This window comes from Ornithinimicrobium avium (assembly GCF_003351765.1).
GTDB lineage: Bacteria > Actinomycetota > Actinomycetes > Actinomycetales > Dermatophilaceae > Ornithinicoccus > Ornithinicoccus avius.
The window spans coordinates 1,465,482-1,484,848 of record NZ_CP031229.1 but is presented as its reverse complement, the minus strand read 5'-3'; the positions used below and the strand labels follow the sequence as shown (position 1 = coordinate 1,484,848).

General features: G+C 75.3%; 17 protein-coding genes. 9 read left to right on the top strand and 8 right to left on the bottom strand.

Features of this window, described 5'->3' with window-relative positions; genetic code table 11:
- The first annotated feature begins 114 nt into the window (after positions 1-114).
- The gene (locus DV701_RS06670) at positions 115-1,281 is read left to right on the top strand and encodes an acyl-CoA dehydrogenase family protein (RefSeq protein ID WP_202863706.1); all 1,167 of its coding nucleotides are present in this window, start codon (positions 115-117) and stop codon (positions 1,279-1,281) included.
- Between the two features lie 3 nt (positions 1,282-1,284).
- Here DV701_RS06670 and DV701_RS06665 read toward each other — a convergent pair whose 3' ends face one another.
- A complete protein-coding gene (locus tag DV701_RS06665) occupies positions 1,285-3,117 on the bottom strand; it encodes a serine/threonine-protein kinase (RefSeq protein WP_162802858.1) in 1,833 nt (610 codons plus the stop codon).
- Between the two features lie 36 nt (positions 3,118-3,153).
- The gene (locus DV701_RS06660; RefSeq protein ID WP_114930860.1) at positions 3,154-4,380 is read right to left on the bottom strand and encodes an LCP family protein; all 1,227 of its coding nucleotides are present in this window, start codon (positions 4,378-4,380) and stop codon (positions 3,154-3,156) included.
- A gap of 113 nt (positions 4,381-4,493) precedes the next feature.
- Here DV701_RS06660 and DV701_RS06655 point away from each other — a divergent pair, with 113 nt between their 5' ends.
- On the top strand, positions 4,494-5,492 hold the full coding sequence (locus DV701_RS06655; protein ID WP_228255257.1) for a glycosyltransferase family 2 protein: 999 nt from the start codon (positions 4,494-4,496) through the stop codon (positions 5,490-5,492).
- A gap of 4 nt (positions 5,493-5,496) precedes the next feature.
- Here DV701_RS06655 and DV701_RS06650 read toward each other — a convergent pair whose 3' ends face one another.
- Genes DV701_RS06650 through DV701_RS06640 form a run of 3 tightly spaced genes read right to left on the bottom strand, consistent with a single transcriptional unit; the run spans position 5,497 to position 7,754 of the window.
- Complete coding sequence (locus tag DV701_RS06650; protein WP_114927617.1) at positions 5,497-6,171, bottom strand: CoA transferase subunit B; 675 nt, start codon at positions 6,169-6,171, stop codon at positions 5,497-5,499.
- A gap of 3 nt (positions 6,172-6,174) precedes the next feature.
- Complete coding sequence (locus DV701_RS06645) at positions 6,175-6,972, bottom strand: CoA transferase subunit A (RefSeq protein ID WP_114927616.1); 798 nt, start codon at positions 6,970-6,972, stop codon at positions 6,175-6,177.
- Between the two features lie 50 nt (positions 6,973-7,022).
- Positions 7,023-7,754: a TIGR03089 family protein gene (locus DV701_RS06640; RefSeq protein WP_114927615.1), complete on the bottom strand. Its 732-nt coding sequence runs from the start codon at positions 7,752-7,754 to the stop codon at positions 7,023-7,025.
- Positions 7,755-7,821: 67 nt separating this feature from the next.
- On the opposite strand from DV701_RS06640, the gene DV701_RS06635 reads away from it, so the two are divergent.
- A complete protein-coding gene (locus DV701_RS06635) occupies positions 7,822-8,799 on the top strand; it encodes a DNA-3-methyladenine glycosylase family protein (protein ID WP_228255256.1) in 978 nt (325 codons plus the stop codon).
- Between the two features lie 30 nt (positions 8,800-8,829).
- Here DV701_RS06635 and cofE read toward each other — a convergent pair whose 3' ends face one another.
- Together cofE and cofD are read right to left on the bottom strand one after the other, a co-directional pair.
- On the bottom strand, positions 8,830-9,870 hold the full coding sequence (gene cofE, locus DV701_RS06630) for a coenzyme F420-0:L-glutamate ligase (RefSeq protein ID WP_114927613.1): 1,041 nt from the start codon (positions 9,868-9,870) through the stop codon (positions 8,830-8,832).
- Complete coding sequence (gene cofD, locus DV701_RS06625; protein ID WP_114927612.1) at positions 9,867-10,856, bottom strand: 2-phospho-L-lactate transferase; 990 nt, start codon at positions 10,854-10,856, stop codon at positions 9,867-9,869. Before cofD ends, cofE begins: the two co-directional genes overlap by 4 nt.
- A gap of 157 nt (positions 10,857-11,013) precedes the next feature.
- On the opposite strand from cofD, the gene DV701_RS06620 reads away from it, so the two are divergent.
- From DV701_RS06620 to DV701_RS06610, 3 genes are read left to right on the top strand one after another with little or no spacing between them, the layout of a single operon-like run.
- Positions 11,014-11,283 (top strand): WhiB family transcriptional regulator, encoded by a 270-nt coding sequence (locus DV701_RS06620; RefSeq protein WP_114927611.1) that lies wholly within the window; start codon positions 11,014-11,016, stop codon positions 11,281-11,283.
- A gap of 37 nt (positions 11,284-11,320) precedes the next feature.
- Entirely contained in the window at positions 11,321-14,704 is a 3,384-nt protein-coding gene (locus DV701_RS06615; RefSeq protein WP_114927610.1) for a glycosyltransferase, read from the top strand.
- Positions 14,701-16,758 carry a DUF5719 family protein gene (locus DV701_RS06610; protein ID WP_114927609.1) on the top strand — a complete coding sequence of 686 codons (2,058 nt, stop codon included), beginning with the start codon at positions 14,701-14,703 and terminating at the stop codon, positions 16,756-16,758. Before DV701_RS06615 ends, DV701_RS06610 begins: the two co-directional genes overlap by 4 nt.
- An 18-nt stretch (positions 16,759-16,776) precedes the next feature.
- On the opposite strand, the gene DV701_RS06605 is transcribed toward DV701_RS06610, so the two are convergent.
- Positions 16,777-17,163 (bottom strand): metallopeptidase family protein, encoded by a 387-nt coding sequence (locus DV701_RS06605; protein WP_114927608.1) that lies wholly within the window; start codon positions 17,161-17,163, stop codon positions 16,777-16,779.
- 79 nt (positions 17,164-17,242) lie between these two features.
- On the opposite strand from DV701_RS06605, the gene DV701_RS06600 reads away from it, so the two are divergent.
- From DV701_RS06600 to DV701_RS06590, 3 genes are all read left to right on the top strand, one after another.
- Positions 17,243-17,614: a DUF3499 domain-containing protein gene (locus DV701_RS06600; RefSeq protein ID WP_114927607.1), complete on the top strand. Its 372-nt coding sequence runs from the start codon at positions 17,243-17,245 to the stop codon at positions 17,612-17,614.
- A 105-nt stretch (positions 17,615-17,719) separates the two neighbouring features.
- Positions 17,720-19,144, top strand: coding sequence for a phosphomannomutase/phosphoglucomutase (locus DV701_RS06595; RefSeq protein ID WP_114927606.1), 1,425 nt, complete (start codon positions 17,720-17,722; stop codon positions 19,142-19,144).
- Position 19,145: 1 nt separating this feature from the next.
- Positions 19,146-19,355 carry a Trm112 family protein gene (locus DV701_RS06590; RefSeq protein ID WP_114927605.1) on the top strand — a complete coding sequence of 70 codons (210 nt, stop codon included), beginning with the start codon at positions 19,146-19,148 and terminating at the stop codon, positions 19,353-19,355.
- The last annotated feature ends 12 nt before the right edge of the window (positions 19,356-19,367 follow it).

Genomic DNA, 19,367 nt, shown 5'->3' with positions numbered 1-19,367 from the left:
CTGGCGCGTGTGGGAGGAAACCCGACCACGCTCGGTGGACCTGCGGGACCGTACAGGTGCATGGTAGTTGTGCAAGCATCGTGTCGCGAGGGGACGACTGCTGACCCGATGGAGATGCACATGCTCGCGCCCGCCCCCTACCGCTCACCCTGGATGACCGAGGACCTCGACGACGTTCGCGCGCTCGCCCGGACCTTCTTCGAGCGGGAGCTCACCCCGCACGTCGACCGCTGGTCCAAGGCCGGCGCGGTCGACCGCGAGTTCTGGAACAGGGCGGGGGAGGCCGGCCTGCTGTGCATGTCGATCCCCGAGGAGTACGGCGGTGGCGGGGGCACCTTCGCCCACGAGGCGGTCATCGCCGAGGAGCAGGCCCGCGCGGTCGACGACGGCTGGGGCAGCCAGGTCCACAGCGCTATCGTCGCGCACTACATCCTCGCCTACGGCACCGAGGAGCAGAAGCAGCGCTGGCTGCCCGGGATGGCCTCGGGCGAGCTCGTCGGCGCGATCGCGATGACCGAGCCGGGAGCCGGTTCGGACCTGCAGGCGCTGCGCACCTCGGCCAGCCTGGACGGCGAGCACTACGTGGTCGACGGCTCCAAGACCTTCGTCTCCAACGGACTGCACGCAGACCTGGTCGTCATCGTCGTCCGCACCGGTGGCGAGGGCGGTCGGGGACTGTCCCTCATCGTCGCCGAGACCACGGACCTGCCGGGCTTCTCCCGCGGCCGCCAGCTGGAGAAGGTCGGCCTGAAGTACCAGGACACGATGGAGCTGTTCTTCGAGGACATGCGTGTCCCGGCCGACAACGTCCTGGGCGGGGAGGCGGGCCTGGGGCGGGGATTCGTCCAGCTCATGCAGCAGCTCGGGCAGGAGCGCCTCATCATCGCCGTCACCGCGGTCGCCGCCGCGGAGACCGCGGTGCGCCTGGCCGTCGACTACGCCAAGGAGCGCGAGGCCTTCGGGCGCCCGATCCTCGCCTTCCAGAACCTGCGCTTCGAGCTGGCCGAGTGCACGACCGAGGCCCTCGCCACCCGCACCCTCGTCGATCACTGCATCGGGCTGCACCTCCAGGGCAGGCTCGACCCCGCCACCGCCTCGATGGCCAAGTATTTCGCCACCGACAAGCAGTGCGAGCTGATCGACCGGGCCCTGCAGGTCTTCGGCGGCTACGGCTTCATGACCGAGTACCCGATCGCGCGCATGTACGCCTCGGCCCGCGTGCAGAAGATCTACGGCGGCACCAACGAGATCATGAAGGAGCTCATCGGGCGCAGCCTCTGAGGCTCAGCCCCCGGAACCCCGGCCCTTGCCGTTGTTGCCCTTGCCGTTGTCGTTCTTGGCCTGGCCGCTGTTCCCGCGCGTGTCGGAGGGATGGGCTGCGTCCGCCGGGTCGGGGGCGTGTGCCGGGTCCACCGCGGGCGCGGAGGCGGCGTCCCCGGTGCCGTCGGACCCCGCGTCGCCGTCCCCCGCGTCGCCGTCCCCCGCGTCGCCGGACCCCGCGTGCTCGTCGGTGCCCCCCGTGGTGATGACCGGGTCGCTCGTGGTGCGGGAGACGATGAGCGGGGCGGCTCCGCCCTCGGGCCGGGCGACGACCAGGACCTCCTGCTGCGCGTAGCGGACGTCCCCGTAGTAGTACTCCACGTCGGTGGTCACCTCCACCGAGCCGTCGGCCTGCGGCACGGGGTCGACCCGGTTCCAGCTCACCCTCGTGAGGCCGTCCGCGATCTCCGGGTCGACGGCCGCGTCCGGGCCGAGGTAGCCGCGGGCCGCCTCCAGCCCTTCGGTGGCCAGCGCTTCGTAGAACGTCCGGACCAGCTGTCCCGCCTCGTCCGCGGTGACGGCCGAGCCGGACTGCGAGCTGGTGGTCTCCGACGAGCCGTCGGTGCCGCCGCCCGGGCCGTCGCCGGCGATCGTCCACACCAACCAGGCGAGCGCGGCGGCGAGCAGGACGCCGATCAGCCACCCGAGGACGACGCCCGGGCGGACGCCGCGCCGCCGGTGCTGCAGAGCACCCCCCCGCCCGGCGTAGGACGCGGCCGCCCGGGGCGGCCGACGTCCGGCCGTGGCGGCGGGGGTCTCGCCCTGGACGGGCACCTGCCGGGTCGTCCCGGCGGCGTCCACCGCCTGGGTGGGGTCGCCCTGGGGGTATGCCGTGCGCTGGCCGGCGTCGGAGGCCGCGGCTCCGGCCGCTGCCCCACCTGCGACGCCGACGCCGGGCCATCCCTGCGCATCGTCGTCGGCGGGCAGGCCCCGGGCCGCACCGGTCAGCGCGCGGGCCGCCCGGTCGGCGGTCCAGCGCGTGGCGGGGTCGGGGTCGAGCATGCCGCGCAGGACCGGCGCGAGGACACCGGCCCGCTCCGGCGGCGTCGGCTCGCCGCGGGCGATCGCGTGCAGCTGGGCGACGGCGTTGCCGGCGTCCGGGAAGGGACGGTGCCCCTCCACCGCCGTGTAGAGGGTCGCGCCCAGCGCCCACACGTCGGAGGCCGGTGAGGGGTCCTCGCCGCGGGCCATCTCGGGGGAGAAGTAGGCGGCGGTGCCAGAAACCATGCCGGTGCGGGTGAGCTTCTGGTCCTCCTCGGCCCGGGCGATGCCGAAGTCGGTGAGCTTGGCGTCGCTGCCGTCGTCGTCGGTGAGCAGGACGTTGCCCGGCTTGACGTCCCGGTGGACCACGCCGGCGCCGTGGGCCGCCGCGAGGGCCGTGGCCATCTGGGCACCGATCCGGGCCACGGTCGCCACCGGCAGGGAGCGGCCGCCCTCGAGCAGGGAGGAGAGCGACGGGCCGGCGACGTGCTCCATGACGATCCACGGCACGCCCTCGTGGACGAAGGCGTCGTAGACCCGCACCACGTGGTCGTGGGCGAGGGTGGCGCTGGTGCGCGCCTCGCGCAGGCCGCGGGTGACCAGCAGCTCGGCGTCGGTCTCGCCCGAGACCCGCTTGAGCGCCACCTCGCGGCCGAGGTGCTCGTCGAGGGCGAGCCAGACGATCCCGCCGCCGCCGCGGCCGAGGGTGCGCAGGATGCGGTAGCGGCCGGCGACGACCTCGGGGTCCTCGCCGACCGGGGTCTGGCGGGTCGTCTCGAGGTCGGGGTCGTCGTGCTCGTCGTGCACGTCGGGCACGGGGCATCTCCTCCGGGTGGTGGTCCTGGTCAGAGCCTAGGGCTGGACGCTGATCGGGTCACCCCTGCGGAGGGCGTCGAAGAGCGCGGCGGCCCCCTGCTCGTTCCACAGCACGGTGCTGCCGACGCCCGTCATGTAGTTGACGTCGGCCACCGGCACCGTCACCGACTGGCCGTTGCCGTTGGAGATGGCGCGCATGGCCAGGGCGATCCGGCCCGCCTCCAGCATCGAGGTGTTCTCACCCAACGAGAGGGCGCGCCCGGTCGCGGTGCCGACGGAGTGGAGGCGCACCGGGTTGAGGAGGGTGGCCGGACCGGTCATCTCCTCGACCAGCGCCGCGAGGAACTGGCGCTGCCGCTCGACGCGCCCCAGGTCGCCCCGCGAGTCGTTGTAGCGCATCCGGACGTAGCCCAGCGCCTCCGGGCCGGTCAGGTCCTGGCAGCCGGCCTGCAGGTCGACGTGGGCCTTCTTGTCCTTGGCGGGCGCGGCCAGGCACATGTGCACGCCACCGACCTTGTCGACGACCTGCACGAAGCCGCCGAAACCGATCTCCAGGTAGCCGTCGATGCGGATCCCGGTCGCCTGCTCGACGGTGTCCACCAGCAGCGGCGGGCCGCCGATCGAGTGGGCGGCGTTGAGCTTGTTCTGACCGTGGTCGCGGATCGTGACGAAGGAGTCGCGCGGGAGGCTGACCAGCGTCGGGTCGCCGATGGTGGGGACGTGCAGCAGCATCACCGTGTCCGCGCGGTGGCCCTCGGCGAAACCGGTGCCGAACGCGGACTGCTGCTCCTGGGTCAGCTGCTCTCGGCTGTCGGTGCCGACCAGCAGGTAGGACGCGCCGGAGGACGCTCCGGGCCGGTCGGCGACCCGGGGCGTGGCTTCGACGCGGCCGACGCTGCCCCAGACCATCGCGACGACCACCGCCATCGACACCACGTAGGCCACGACCAGCAGCATGAGGGTGGCCATGAACCGGCGGAAGCCGTAGCGGGGCCGGCGTCGCCGCGGCGGTCGGGGAGGAGGCGACCCGCGTCCGTCGTACGCCTCCGCGTACCGGTCGTCCGGTGAGGCGTCCCGGTACCGGTCCGCCCAGCCGTCGTCGCGTGACTGCGGCAGCGCGCGGGTGCGCCCGTCGTCCCAGCCGTCGTCCCAGTCGTCGTCCCCGGGCGCGGCGCGCCGGTCGTCGCGGCGGCCGTCGCCACGTCCGCGCGCGGAGGAGCGCGGCACGGGGCGGGACCAGTCGTCCTGGGGGTGGTGGGGCACGGCGACCAAGCGTAGGGCAGGGACCTGTCCCGCCCCTGGGAGGTCGACGGCGTTTCCCCCGCGTCGCCGACCGCGCCGCCGTCCGGGGGACGCGGACCGGTAGCCTCTCCCGCGTGAGCGCCACCTCCCCGGACACCGGCACGCCATACCCTCCCGTCTCGGTGGTGATGCCCGTCCGTCACGAGGAGCACCACCTGCGCGAGGCGGTCGGCTCGGTGCTCGCCCAGGACTACCCCGGGGAGATGGAAGTGGTCGTGGCCGTCGGCCCGGGCCGCGACCGCACCCGCGAGGTGGCCGACGCGATGGCAGCGGAGGACCCGCGCATCCTGGTCGTCGACAACCCCTCTGGCCGTACGCCGGACGGGCTCAACGCGGCGATCGCCGCCTCGCACCACGGGGTCGTGGTGCGGATGGACGGCCACGGCGCGCTGTCCGAGGGCTACGTGCGCCGCGCGGTCGAGGTCCTCGAGGAGACCGGCGCCGCCAACGTCGGCGGCGTCATGCTCGCCGAGGGCGTCGGGGACCTGCAGCAGGCGGTGGCCGTGGCGATGCGCTCGCCCTTCGGCATCGGCGCCGCTCGCTTCCACGTCGGCGGCGGGGCCGGGCCGGCCGACACCGTCTACCTGGGGGTGTTCCGGCGTGAGTGGCTGGACCGGGTCGGCGGTTACGACACGACCTTCACCCGGGCCCAGGACTGGGAGCTCAACCACCGGATCCGGGAGTCCGGGGGCACGGTGTGGTTCACGCCCGACCTCACCGTCACCTACCGGCCGCGCGCCTCGCTGGGGGACCTGGCGCGCCAGTTCTACACCACAGGTCAGTGGCGCCGGCAGGTCGTGCGCGCCCACCCCGGGACCCTCAACCTGCGCTACCTGGCACCGCCGGTCGCGACCGCCCTGGTCGCCGGGGGCGCGGTGGGTGGACTTCTGTGGCGTCCCCTGTGGGCGCTGCCGCTCGGGTATGCCGTCGCGGCCACCCTGGGTGGCGCGTGGATCGCGCGGGACCAGCGCCCGGGCGTCGTGGCCCGGATGCCGGCCGTCGTGGCCACCATGCACCTGACGTGGGGCGCAGGCTTCCTCCGCGGGACCGGCGCCCCACGTCGGAGCCGCTGACGGGTCAGTCGGTGACGGGCGCGACCGGGTCGGGGGTGGGCTCGTCGACGGCGACCCTCAGCTCGGGCTCGGTCTTGTCCACGACCTCCTCGACGGTGACGTCGGGCGCGACCTCGCGCAGCACGAGGCCCTCGGGGGTGACGTCGATGACGGCCAGGTCGGTGATGATCCGCTGCACGACCTGCAGGCCGGTGATGGGCAGCGAGCACTCCTTGACGATCTTGTAGCTGCCGTCCTTGGCGACGTGGTCCATCAGCACGATGACCTTCTTGGCGCCCAGGACCAGGTCCATCGCCCCGCCCATGCCCTTGACCATCTTGCCCGGGATCATCCAGTTGGCGATGTCGCCGGCCTGGGAGACCTGCATCGCACCGAGGATCGCCGCGTCGACCTTGCCGCCGCGGATCATCCCGAAGCTGGTGGCCGAGTCGAAGATCGAGGCACCCGGGCGCAGGGTGACGGTCTCCTTCCCGGCGTTGATCAGGTCGGGATCCTCCTCGCCCTCGTAGGGGTAGGCGCCGACGCCGAGGATGCCGTTCTCCGACTGGAGCACCAGCTCCACATCGTCGGGCACGTAGTTGGGCACCAGGGTCGGCATGCCGATGCCGAGGTTGACGTAGTCGCCGTCCTGCAGCTCGCGGGCGGCGCGGGCCGCCATCTCCTCACGGGTCAGTGCCATGGCTCAGGCCTCCTGCGTGGTGGTGGCGTCCGGCCGCGGCCGGGTGGTGCGCTTCTCGATGTCCTTGGCCGCGACCTGCTCGCGGGTCAGCGGCAGGACGCGCTGGACGTAGATGCCCGGCAGGTGCACCTCGTCGGGGTCGATCTCGCCCGGCTCGACGAGCTCCTCGACCTCCGCGACGGAGATTCCGGCAGCCATCGCGCACAGCGGGTTGAAGTTGCGCGCCGAACGGTTGAACACCAGGTTGCCGTGCCGGTCGCCCTTGGCGGCGCGGACCAGGCCGAAGTCGGCGAAGATCGAGTCCTCCAGCACGTACTCGCGGGTCTGGCCGCGGACGGTGTACTCACGCTTCTCCTTCGGCGGCGAGGACTTGACGACGTTGCCCTCGGAGTCGTAGCGCCACGGCATACCACCCTCCGAGACCAGCGATCCCACGCCGGTCGGCGTCCAGAAGGCGGGGATCCCGGCGCCGGCCGAACGCATCCGCTCGGCGAGCGTGCCCTGCGGGGTCAGCTCGAGCTCGAGCTCGCCGTGGAGGTACTGCCGCGCGAACTCCTTGTTCTCGCCGACGTAGGAGGCGATGACGCGGCTGATCCTGCGGGCGTCCAGGAGCACACCGAGGCCGGCGCCGTCGATCCCGCAGTTGTTGGAGACGACCTCCAGGTCGGTGGTGCCGCGCTCGAGCACGGCGTCGATCAGCACGCTCGGGATCCCGGAGATCCCGAAGCCCCCGACCGTCACGGTCATGCCGTCCTGCAGACCCTCGAGAGCCTCGGCGGCGTGGGAAACGACTTTGTCCATGCTGGGCAGGCTACCTGCCCAGCAGGTGGGGCCGGGCGGCCCCCCTCGGGTCAGGCGGGGGAGGTGGTGGCGCAGCGGTGGTCCACGCCCTCGGCGGTCAGCCGGGAGTCGTCGTCGGCGGGGACGCCGCCGCGGACGAGCACCGCCGAGCCGCGGGCGTCCAGCACCTGAAGGACCTGGCGCACGAACGTGCCCGGGTCGGTCGTGGTCAGCAGGCTACGGGCGCCCTGGGGCACCTCGCCCGGGTCCGGCAGCAGCTCCGCGTAGGTAGTGCGCTCGCCGCCGTGCACCAGCGCGGTGTCGTCGGGGTCCGGATCGTCCCAGGCGGTGAAGTCGTCGGCGTAGCTGGCCAGCTCGGCGGCCTCGTCCATGACGCCGGAGCGCAGCTCCCGGCCGAAGTCCCGGGACAGCGCGGGCAGCGCGACGGCGACCACCTCGTCGCTGTCCTCGGCGAGGTCGCCGTCCGGGTCGGCGGTCACGAGCACGTCGGCCCCCTCGTGGGCGTCGACGGTCAGGGTCGCCCCCACGGACCAGACGGCCAGGGCCCAGTAGGCCAGCCGCCAGTGCGGGGCGGGCAGGTCGACCAGGACGACGGAGCCCGGCTGGACGTCGAGGCCCTCCTGGAGCGCGTTGGCCGCCTTGGCGACCCACGTGGCGAGGACGCGCCGGGAGAGCTCGATGCGCTCGCCACGACCGTCAGGGGTGTCGTCGTAGAAGGTGAGGGCCGGGCGGGTCGCGTCGGCGGCCACGGCGGCGGCGAGCACCTGGGGTGGGAACTGCACGGCTACACGCTAACCGGTGCGGGGAGGGGCTTGCGCATGCCCCGTCCGGCGATGCACAGTGTCGCCTGTGACAGCCGCGCAGCCGGCGCGCGAGCACGACGCGCCACGGTCGACGCCGCCGCCCTCCTGCCGGTCCGCCCGACGGGCGTGGCGCGCGGCGTGGCCCGTCGACGTCCGCGCCACGTGGGGCGTCCTGCGCCGTGGCGCCGGCGACCCCGCCTGGCGCGTCGTCGGCGGGACGCTCTTTCGCGGGGTACGCACTCCGGACGGCCCGGTGACGCTGCGGGTGGGCGCCCGGCCGGCCGAGGGCGTCGTCCTGGCCGAGGGGTGGGGCCCGGGCGCGGCCTGGGCCATGGGCCGGCTGCCCGAGATGCTCGGTGAGGACGACGACGCGGCCGGGTTCGTGGCGCACCACGCGCCCGTGGCGCAGGCGCTGCGTCGGCACCCCGGCTGGCGGGTGCCGCGCACCGGTCTGGTCCTGGAGTCGCTGGTCCCGGCGGTCCTCGAGCAGAAGGTCACCGGGCAGGAGGCCTTCTCCGGGTGGCGGCGGGTGGTGCACCGCTTCGGGGAGCCGGCACCCGGGCCGGGCGCCTCACTGGGCCTCTACGTGCCGCCCGCGGCGGCGACGCTCGCCTCGGTCCCGTCCTGGGAGTGGTTGCGTGCCGGGGTCGGCCCGCAGCGCTCGGACACGGTGATGCGCGTGGCTCGCCTCGCCGACCGGCTCGAGGAGCTGCCCGGGCTCGACCTGGTCGCCGCCCGGCGCCGGCTGGTGAGCATCCCCGGGGTCGGGGTGTGGACGGCCGCGGAGACGGCGCACCGCGCGCTCGGCGACCCCGACGCCGTGAGCTTCGGCGACTACCACGTGGCGGCCAACATCGGATGGGCCCTGACCGGGAGGCCGGTCGACGACCACGGCCTGGTCGAGCTGCTGCGGCCCTACGCCGGGCAGCGGTACCGGGTCCAGCGCCTCCTGGAGCTGTCCGGGGCGCTGAGGCCGCGCCGCGGGCCGAGGATGGCTCCGCGCCGGCACCTGCCGGTGGGCTGACGGGGGCCGGTGCCCGGCCGGCGGCCGGGCTCAGCCGCGCCGCACCTCGACGCGTGCCAAGACCTGCTCCCCGGCCAGGGCGACCTCGAGGCGGGCGGCCACCCGGCCGGTGAGGACCGGGTCGGGGGAGTGCACGGCATACCCCTCGGCGGGCGAGCCCAAGACCCGCGCGTCCTGATGCCCGAGGAGCGCCAGGCGCACCGCCCTCGCCCCGCGCGCGTCGTCCGGCTCCGGGGCCGCCGCGGGCACGCCGACCTCCCGCGCCTGCGCGGTCGCGGGTGCGGCGCCGAGGGCCGCGCGCACGGCCTCGGCCCGACCCAGCCCGAACCAGTCGCCAGGGCCGGTGCGCACCAGCGAGCGGGCTCCCGGCCCCTCCCCGAGGTGGGGCCCGAGCCCGCGCACGAGGGCAGCGGCCACGCCGCCCGCCTTGCCCTTGACGAGGTCCGCAGCCGAGGCCACCTCGTCGGCGACCGCCCGCGCGGTCACGGCGAGGTCACGACCGTCGGCGTCGGTCCCGCCGCGCAGGTCGTCCAGCACGAGCAGGCCGTGCGAGCCCAGGGCCAGGTCGACCTGGCCCTGGCGCCAGGCGCGGCCCGCGGTGTCGCTGAGGACGACGGCGACGCGTGCCCCGGGCGGCACGGCACCGTGCTGCCGGAGGGACGCGTGCAGGTCGGTGGCGGCGGCGTCAGGATCCGCGGGCAGCACCAGCACGCCGCCGGTGGGACCGGTGTTGGAGGTGTCCAGCCCGGCGGCGGCCATGACCGGGCCCGCGACCGCCTCGACGATCCGGGTCGTTCCCGTCGTGGTGGCGCGCTCGGCCACCACCCTGCGGGAGTGGCGCAGCACGAGCTCCTGGCGGTCCTCGGCAGGGACGTCCTCGCGCAGGCCGAGGGCCTTGGAGACGACCTTGCTGGAGACGACGAGGACGTCGCCGTCCCGCAGGCCACCCAGCGGTGCGAGCGCCGCCGCGAGCAGCGCTGCGAGGTCGTCGCCGGCCACCACCTCGGGCACGCCCACGACCGGCAGCAGGACGACGGCGCCCGGGGGGAGCGTCCGGTCGTGCGGGCTCATCGCAGCTCGTCGGCGAGGTCGAGGGCGGCGCCGGCGATCCGGGCCGCGCCGTCGACGTCCCGCATGAGCAGGTCGAGGGAGCGCACGCTCGTCCCGGCCGGGTAGGACGCGCCGGCGTCCGCGTCGTCGACCAGCCAGCCGTCGAGCAGGTCGGCGTAGAGGCCGGCGACGCCCGCGGCGGAGACCTCCACGCCCAGCGGCGCGAGGCAGGCGTCCGCGTGGCCGCGCACCGGCCGGCCGCCGACGAGCGGGCTCACGCCGACCACGGGCGCCCGGGTACCGCGCAGCGCGTCACGCACGCCGGGGACGCCGAGGATGATCCCGATCGAGACCACCGGGTTGCTCGGCGGCAGGATGACGACGTCCGCCTCGCGCAGCGCCTCGAGCACGCCGGGGGCGGGCCTGGCCTGCTGCAGTCCCGCGACGGTGAAGCGCACAGCCGGCAGCGCGGCGCCGTGGCGCACCCACCACTCCTGGAAGTGGATGGCGCGCTCCCCGCCCTCCTCGTCGTCGACCACCACGTGCGTCTCGATGGGGGTGTCGGTCGCCGGCAGCAGGCGGACCCCCTGCCCGGACAGGCCCCAGCGCTCGGCGAGGCGGGCGGTCACCTCGCTCAGCGTCGCCCCCTGACCGAGCCACAGGCTGCGCGCGACGTGGGTGCCGAGGTCCTTGTCGCCCAGGCCGAACCACTGCGGCTGCACTCCCAGCGCCGCCAGCTCACCGACGAGGTGGCGGGTGTCTGCCTCGCGGCCCCAGCCTTGCTCCTCGTCCACGCCGCCGCCCAGCGTGTAGAGCAGCGAGTCGAGGTCGGGGCACACCCGCAGGCCGAAGAGGGTGATGTCGTCGCCGGTGTTGCCGACGACGGTGACGGTGTGGGCCGGGGCCTCGTGGGCGGCCTGCGGGTCAACCCTCCGGCGGAGCGTGTGGAGGAGTCCGCGGACGAATCTGGCGCCGCCGACGCCGCCGGCGAGAACGGTGATCTGCATGCGCCCATTGTGCGAGGAAGGAGGTGTCTATCAGATCTGGGGTTGACTATCCGGGATGACACGCGTGTAATTCAGGTGACGTGGTCCTGTGCCGGGAGGCAGCCCGGGCCCGGGACCACGGTCCGACACGTGTAGGCCAACAGGTCGAGGAGGAGCCATGCACGAGCTGGAGATGATGTCGTTGCTGAACGGGACCGACGATGGCGAGGAGCTGTCGTGGCAGGAGCGCGCGCTGTGCGCGCAGACGGACCCGGAGGCGTTCTTCCCCGAGAAGGGCGGCTCGACCCGCGACGCGAAGAAGGTGTGCCTCAGCTGCGAGGTGCGCGCCGAGTGCCTGGAGTACGCCCTGTCGAACGACGAGCGCTTCGGTATCTGGGGCGGGCTGTCCGAGCGGGAGCGCCGCAAGCTGAAGAAGCGCGCTGTCTGACGGCCCGGGCACCCAGCCCGCTGCCGGACCGGCGCCAGTGACCCCGACGGACACCGCCCGCGCGCCGATGCCGGGGGTGACCCGTCCGGGCCGGGTGCGCGTCGACGACGTCAGCGTCGTCGTGCTCACCGGACCCGACGGCGCCCCGCTGGAGCAGCTGCTCGACGCGCTCGCGGCGCAGACCCGACTCCCGCAGCGTCTCCTCGTCACCGGACTCGACCCCGACGACGAGGAGGCTGCGGCGCTGCGCGCCCACCCCCTCGTGGCGCGGCTCCGGGTGCCGCTCCTCGTGCGGGCTCCGCTGGTGATGATGGCGTCTGAGGTCGGCGCGGGCCGGCCCACCCCCGGACGCGTCCTCGAGGACGCCAGGACGGCGCTCCCGGTGCACGAGCACCACTGGTTGTGGGTGCTCCACGACGACTCGGTCCCCGAGCCGGGCGCCCTCGCCGCCCTGGAGGGGGCCGTCCTCCGCAACAGCCGGACGGGCGTCGTGGGTCCCAAGCTGGTCCGGCTGGACGACCCGCGCCTGCTCGTCGGGGTCGGGCATCACCTCACCGTCGGCGGCCGCGCGACCGACGCCCCGCAGGCGGCCCTCGTCGACCAGGGCCAGCTCGACCTGCGCCGGGACGTCATCGGGGTCCCGCTGGCCGGCTCGCTCCTGCGCAGCGACGTCCTCGCCGAGGCAGGCGGTCTCGACCCGGCCTTCGGCGACGACGGCGTGGCCGGCCTGGACGTGGGCTGGCGCAGCCACCTGGTCGGGCAGCGCGTCGTCGTCGCCCCCGAGGCGGTCGTCCGACAGGGCGAGACAGGCCTGGGCGTGCTGGAGCCGCGGCGCACCCGCGTGCGCCAGCGCCAGCTCGCGCTGGCCCGCGGCTCGGGATGGGCCGCGCCGTGGCGCGGGCTCGGCATCGTGGTCACCTCGGCGCTCGCCGCGCTGCTCCTGCTCCTCGTCAAGCGCCCCGAGGCAGCCGCGGACGAGTGGGCGGACGTCCGCGCTGTGCTGAGCCCGGGGCGCTCCCTGGGGGCGCGTGCCCGGTTCCGGTCGCGCCGGACGGTGCGGCCCCGAGACCTGCGCAGCCTGTTCGTCCCGCCCGGTGCCGGCTGGCGGGCCGTCGCCGACACTGTCACCGAGGCGCTCGACCCGCGCGAGCGCGCCCGCCCGGGGGAGACCCTGCCGGGCCGCTCCAGGGGCGGAGTGGAGACCGGACCGGTCTCCGACGAGTTCGCAGAGCTCGGAGCCGACCGCGGACGCCCCCGGATCTGGAGCTGGCCGCTGTGCCTGGCCCTCGTGGTCGCGACCGTGCTGGCAGGGTGGTGGTGGCGCGACCTGCTGCCGGCGCTCACCCCGGAGGGGACGGGCGTGGCCGGCGGCGAGCTCGGGCCCGCCACGACCGACGCCGCCGGGCTGTGGCGCTCGGCACTCGACGGCTGGCGGGGCGGCGGGCTCGGGGACGACCGGGTCGCCGAGGCGTGGCTGCTGCCGCTGGCCCTGCTCGCCCGGATGGTCGAGGCGGTGCCGGGCACGGGGTGGGCGCCGTCCACCGCCGGCGTCGCTCTGGGCTGGCTGCTGCTGGCCTCGGTCCCGGCGAGCGTGCTGACGGCCTACCTCGCCCTGCGGCGGGCCACCCGTCGCCGATGGCTGCGGGCCGGCCTGGCGCTGGGCTGGGCCGGTGCGGCGCCGCTGGCGGTCGCCGTCGGCGACGGCCGGGCGGGTCCTGTCGTCGTGCACGTGCTCGCCCCGCTCCTCCTCGCGGGGTATGCCGTGTGCGCCACCCGCGCGGGCGGCGCACGGCGTACCGCCGCGCTGTTCGCCACCGTGCTCGGCGTGGCCCTGGCGGCCCAGTGGGTGCCGCTGGTGCTGCCCGTCGCGACGCTGGGAGGGGCGGCGCTGGTCGTGCTCGGCCGCGGTTCGGCCCGTTGGCGGGGAGTGGCCCTGGCCGTGCTGCCCTGGCCGCTGCTGCTCCCGTGGCTGCCCGCGGCGGTGTCCGGGCCCGTCCAGCTGCTGGGCGGGGCCGGGGCGACGGTCGCGGACGTCGGCTTCCCCGTCCCCGTCGCGCCGTGGCAGACGCTGCTGCTGCGGCCGGGCCCGGGGGTCCCGCTCGCCTCGGCCGCCGAAGCCCTCGCTCCCGACGCCATGCTGCTCTGGCTCGCCGTTCCGATGTGGCTGGCCGCGCTGGGAGCTCTGGCCCTGCGGGGCCGGCGCGGGCGCCGCGCCGCCGTCCTGGTGGCCGCCGCCCTCGTGCTCGTCGGCCTGGCGGCGCTCGTGGGCCGGCTCTCGCTCGGGGTCCTGCCCCAGGCGTACGACGAGGCCGGCAGCGACGTCGTCGTGTGGGACGGCACGCTCCTGTCGCTGGCAGGAGCTGCGGTGCTGATCGCTGGAGCGGTGGCGCTGGACAGGTTGCTGGCGGTGGACCGGGCGCGTCGCCCACAGGCGGAGCTGGCTCCCGGAGCCACGGAGACCGTCGGGGCGGGAGAGAGCGGGGAGGGCGAGGTCCCCGGGACGGACGACCATCACGGGGCGGGCCGTCGTCGCGCCCGGCCTGCACCACTCCTGGCCGGCGTGCTCACCGGGGCTGTGGTCCTCGCCGGTCTCGCCTCGCTCGGGGCGGTGACGATGTTCCTGGGCACAGGTGAGCTGGAGCCGGCCGTCGAGGACCTGCCTGCGGTAGCGCTCGAGCAGGCCCGTGGACCGGCGGCCCAGCGCACGCTCGTGCTCGTCCCGCTCGATGAGGACCGTGGCGCGGCGGGCTCCGAGGGCGTCGTCGCCGTCGCGGCCGACCTGCGGGGTGCCGAGGCGGAGCCGCCGCGGATCCTGCGCGACCGCACGCGTGACCTCGGGGTCGGCGTGCCCGACCATGGCCCCGTCGTCGAGGTCGTCGCGGCGATGACCGGCGACGGCGAGCCAGCCGCGGTCCGCGGCATGCTCGAGCGACTCGGCGTGGGCTACGTCCTGGTCGAGGCGTCCGCGGACGCTCCGCTGGCCACCCAGGTGGACCTGGTGCCCGGGCTGACCCGCGTGAGCAGCCCCGAGGGCCAGGTCGTGTGGCGGATGACCAGCAACGAGGCGGCGCGGGTGCGGGTGCTCGCCGCCGACGGCCAGTCCCTGGGCCGGCTGGAGGCAACAGGTCCCCACGCCGCCTCGGCGGGGACGCTGAAGGACCTGCCCGAGGGGGCGGTGCTCGAGGTGGCCGAGGGCCAGGGCTGGTCCCGCTACGCCAGCGTCGACGTCGACGGCCACCCGGTCGGCGTCGGGCGCGGCAACCACGTCCTGCTGCCCGCCGGCACGCACGAGGTGGACGTGGAGGTCCGCACGCCCAGGCTTGCCTGGCACGTGCTCGCGCTCGTGCTGGCAGCCGTCGTCGCCTTCCTCGCCCTGCCGTTCGGGCGCAACGAGACCGACCCGGAGGAGCAGACCCGATGAGCGGGGAGCACGACGAGGACCTCCCGATGGCGCCGGCCGACGACGGGGCCACCGGTCAGGGGCTGACCAAGCACGGGACGACCTTTTACGACGGGACGACGGACGAGGGGACGACGGTGACCGCCGACCCGGTGACCGGGCAGGGGTCCAGGTCCCGCAGGACGGCGGTGCTCCGGCGGGGCTGGCGGCCGGCGCTCGCGGTCGCCGCGGCAGCCGCCCTCGTCTGGGGCCTCGGCGCCGCCCAGGGCGGAGCCAGGCTGGGCGACCGCGGCGCGGGTGGCGGCGATCCGGCCGGGGTGACCGGCGGGCCGCCCGAGCAGGCGCTGGTGGAGTCGGCGGCCATGGCCTGCCCTGGTCCGGAGCCGTTCCTGGCTCAGGACGGGACGACGGCGGAGGTGCGCGCCCTGGCCGTGGGTGCGCCGAGGTCCGTGCTGGACGCCGTGCCGCCACGGCTGGAGGGTGCGGCGACGGACGACGCCGCCACCACCGGCAGGCCGGGCACCGCGGGGTCGGCCACCAGCTCCTCGCCCGGAGGGGAGAGCGGGGGAGAGAACGACGCCGCAGCGCGTACCGATGCGCCGCCGTCGGACGACGCCGCAGCGCGTACCGACGCGCCGCCGTCGGACGGCGCCGCAGCGCGTACCGACGCGCCGCCGTCGGACGGCGCCGCAGCACCGGGCGTCTCCCTGCTGCGGACCACCGACGGTGCCGCGCAGGAGGACCTGGAGCACGGCATACCCGTCGAGGTGACGCTCCAGGACGCCGCGTCGGCCGTGGTGACCGCGCACGCGGACCTCGCCCCCGCGGTGCTGGGCGGGCTGCTCGGGGTCGGGACCGCCCCAGGCGCGCGCGGTGCCGCGCTGGCGGCCTGCGCGCCGCAGGCGGAGACCGTGTGGCTGGTGGGCGGCGACGACGCGCCGGGACGGACCGAGCAGCTCGTGCTCACCAACCCCGGGACGGACACGGTGACCGTCGAGGTGTCCGTGTGGGGTGGGGACGGCCCGGTGGCCACGACCGGTTCCTCGGCCGTCGTGGTGCCCGCCGGCGGGCGCAGCGTCGAGGTCCTCGACGCTCTCGCGCCCGGTGCAACAGCGCCGGTGCTGCGGGTGCGGGCGAGCGGCGGGCCGGTCGTGGCTCAGCTGGCGGAGTACTACCGCGACGGGACCACCGACCGGGGCGCCGAGCTGGTGTCGCCTGCTGCGGTCCCCTCGACCGACCTCGTGGTGCCAGCCCTGCCGCCGGTCCCCGAGGGCCTCGCCGGCCAGGTCGTGCTGCGGCTGGCCGCGCCGGGGACCGCCGAGGCCGTGGTGGACGTGACCGCGCTGACCGTCGACGGTGCCCAGCGCCTGGCCGACCGCGTCACCCGGGTGCCCGCCGGCAGCACGGTGGACGTGGTGCTCGACGAGCTGCCCGAGGGGGCGGTGGCGCTGCGGCTGCGCTCCGACGAGCCCGTCGTGGCCGGCGCGCGGCTCGAGGTGCTGCCGGTGGACGACGAGCCGGTCGTGCTGCCCGGCGATGCCGGCGACGAGGCCGTGCGCACCGGGGGCGGGAAGAACGCGCGCGACGCCGACACGACGGACGACGCCGACAGGACGGACGACGCCGACAGGACGGACGGCGGGGGAGCGGAGCGGGCTCCTCGGGACCAGGCGGAGCCCCTCGTGCGACCCGCCGGCGAGACCGCCTGGGTCGCCGCGACGCTGCCCTCGACGTCGCCGACGGGTATCGCGCTGCCGGAGCGTGCCGCGGTGCCGGACGGGTCGGCGCAGCTGGCGCTCACCGCCGTCGACGGCACCACGGCCTGGGTGACCTGGGTGGACGCCGAGGGCGCGGAGACCGCCCGCTGGGTGGACCTCGCCAACGACACCACGGTCGTCCTGCCCGTCCCCGAGGACGCGCGTGCGGTGTGGGTCGTCGGTGCGGGTCCCGCGGGTGTCGTCTCGGCGCTGCACGTCGCCGGCGCCGACGAGCTCGGCCCGTACCTGGCGGCCGCGACCCTCCCGCAGCTGCCGTGGATGCGTCACCTCACCGACGTGCGACCGGTCCTGCCCTGAGGACGGATGCAGGATCGCTCAGGCGAGGTCCTCGGGGTCGCGGCCCAGCATCCTGGCGATCTGCTCCGCCACGACCTCGTAGATGATCGCGGCCAGGTCCGTCTCGTCGTGGGCCCGCTGCTCGACCGGACGCCGGTAGACCACGAGCCGGGCCGGAAGCCCGCGCTCGGCGGGAAAGAGCCGCCCCAGCGCCACCCCGTGCTCCCACGGCGCGGGGTCGGAGGGCGGGACCTCCTCGACCGCCAGCTCCGTCCCGAGCGGGTGGCCGAGCCGGTCCTCCACCGCCTCGGCGGCGTCCAGGACCAGCTCGTCGAAGCGGTCCCGTCGGGGCACCATCGCCGGCAGCGGCGGCCACGCCAGCGGGCCGCGCAGCCCGCGGCCCCGTCGGTCCCTGCGCCTGCTCACGACTCGACACTATCCCGGGCCGTGCCCCATCGGAGTGGTGCCGCAGGTTTGTCGTGGCAGGCGCCTAGAGTGTGGTTCCGTGACCGTCACCCGCCACTGCAGCAAGACCGCGTGCTCCCGTTCCGCCGCGTGGACGCTCACGTACGTCTACGCGGAGCAGACGGCGGTGCTGGGTCCGCTGGCGACGCACGCGGAGCCGCACTCCTACGACCTGTGCGAGGAGCACGCCGGCCGGCTGACCGTGCCCCGCGGCTGGGACGTCGTGCGCATCGACCTACCGGAGGGTGAGACGCGGGCCCCGGCGGACGACCTGGCCGCGCTCGCCGACGCCGTCCGCGAGCACCGCAGCGGCATCGTGCACGTCGAGGCCGGCACCCGCGACGAGCAGTCCCGCGCCGCGGTGATCGAGATCGCGCGCCGCGGTCATCTGCGCGTGCTGCGGGACCGCTGAGGAACGCTCCCTCCGGCCGTCAGCGACCGGCTCACGGCCGGCCCCGCCGCGGCAACGGTCGAGGGCCGCCGGAATCCCGTGCGCACGTCGGTAGGCTTGTCTCTCGTGACCTCCGTCGACCTCTCCGGCCTCGTCAAGGCCTACGACGTGCGCGGGACCGTTCCCGACCAGCTCGACGGCCGGGTGGTGCGGGCCCTCGGCTCGGCCTTCGCCCAGGTCGTCGTGCTCCCCGAGGGCGAGCATGGGGTCGTCGTCGGGCACGACATGCGTGACTCCTCGCCCGGGCTGGCCCGCGAGTTCGCCGCGGGCGTCGCCGGGCACGGGGTCGACGTGACGATGATCGGCCTGTGCTCCACCGACGGGCTCTACCACGCGAGCGGCTCGCTGGACCTGGCCGGCGCGATGTTCACCGCGAGCCACAACCCGGCCCGGTACAACGGGATCAAGCTCTGTCGCCGTGCCGCCCGGCCGGTCGGGCAGGAGACGGGTCTGGCCGAGATCCGGGACCTGGCGCAGTGGCTCCTCGACCGCGGGTCCCTGCACGACCTGACCACGGCCGGGAGGCCGGGAACGCTCAGCGAGACCGACACGCTCGCCGGCTACGCGGCATACCTCCGGTCCCTGGTCGACCTGGGCGGCAGCCGACGGCTGAAGGTGGTCGTCGACGCGGGCAACGGGATGGCGGGGCTGACCGTCCCGGCGGTGCTGGGGGAGGGGGACCTGCCCGTGGAGGTGGTGCCGCTCTTCTTCGAGCTCGACGGGACGTTCCCGAACCACGAGGCCAACCCCCTGGTCCCCGAGAACCTGCTCGACCTGCAGGCGGCCGTCGTGGAGCACGGCGCCGACCTCGGCCTGGCCTTCGACGGGGACGCCGACCGCTGCTTCGTCGTCGACGAGCGCGGGCTTGCGGTGAGCCCCAGCACGATCACCGCTCTCGTCGCCGACAGGGAGATCGCGCGCGAGGTCGCCGCGGGGAGCGACCCGGCCGACGTGGCCGTCGTGCACAACCTCATCGTGTCCGCCGCCGTGCCCGAGACGGTCTCCAGGGCGGGGGCGCGCGCGGTGCGCACCCGGGTGGGGCACAGCTTCGTCAAGTCGGTCATGGCCGAGCACGGGGCGGTCTTCGGGGGGGAGCACTCGGCCCACTACTACTTCCGCGACTTCTGGTACGCCGACACCGGGATGCTCGCGGCCCTGCACGTGCTCGCGGCGCTGGGCGAGCAGGACCTTCCGCTCTCCGAGCTCGTCGCCGCCTACGACCGCTACGTCGGCTCGGGGGAGATCAACTCCACCGTCGAGGACGTGACCGCGGCGACCGCGCGGGCACGTGCCTGGGCGGAGGGCCAGGATGCCGTCGCCGACACCCTCGACGGGCTGACGATGACCCGTGAGCAGGCGCCGGCGTGGTGGTTCTCGCTGCGTCCCAGCAACACCGAGCCGCTGCTGCGGCTCAACGTCGAGAGCGCCGACCGCGCGACCATGGAACAGGTCCGGGACACCGTGCTCGGGCTGGTACGACAGGAGAGCTGAGATGGCACGTCCGCAGTACGAGTCCTGGGTCCGGGAGATCCTTCGCTGCCCCGTCGGCGGGCACCCGCTGCTCGACGTGGTGGACGACCATGGCGCGCCGGCCCTGCAGTGCGCCGAGGACTGCGACGGGACGGGTCGACGCCGCCGCTACCCGGTGACCGACGGCATCCCCGTCCTGCTCGCCGACGACGCCGTCGTCGTCACCGTCTGAGAGGGGGACTGC

What these genes read in the sequence shown, in the direction of transcription:
- DV701_RS06610 (WP_114927609.1), top strand. Translation starts at nt 14,701, where the DNA reads ATGAGCGGGGAGCACGACGAGGACCTCCCGATGGCGCCGGCCGACGAC.
- DV701_RS06620 (WP_114927611.1), top strand. Translation starts at nt 11,014, where the DNA reads ATGCACGAGCTGGAGATGATGTCGTTGCTGAACGGGACCGACGATGGC.
- cofE (WP_114927613.1), bottom strand. Translation starts at nt 9,870, where the DNA reads ATGAGCCCGCACGACCGGACGCTCCCCCCGGGCGCCGTCGTCCTGCTG.
- cofD (WP_114927612.1), bottom strand. Translation starts at nt 10,856, where the DNA reads ATGCAGATCACCGTTCTCGCCGGCGGCGTCGGCGGCGCCAGATTCGTC.
- DV701_RS06590 (WP_114927605.1), top strand. Translation starts at nt 19,146, where the DNA reads ATGGCACGTCCGCAGTACGAGTCCTGGGTCCGGGAGATCCTTCGCTGC.
- DV701_RS06645 (WP_114927616.1), bottom strand. Translation starts at nt 6,972, where the DNA reads ATGGACAAAGTCGTTTCCCACGCCGCCGAGGCTCTCGAGGGTCTGCAG.
- DV701_RS06650 (WP_114927617.1), bottom strand. Translation starts at nt 6,171, where the DNA reads ATGGCACTGACCCGTGAGGAGATGGCGGCCCGCGCCGCCCGCGAGCTG.
- DV701_RS06670 (WP_202863706.1), top strand. Translation starts at nt 115, where the DNA reads ATGCACATGCTCGCGCCCGCCCCCTACCGCTCACCCTGGATGACCGAG.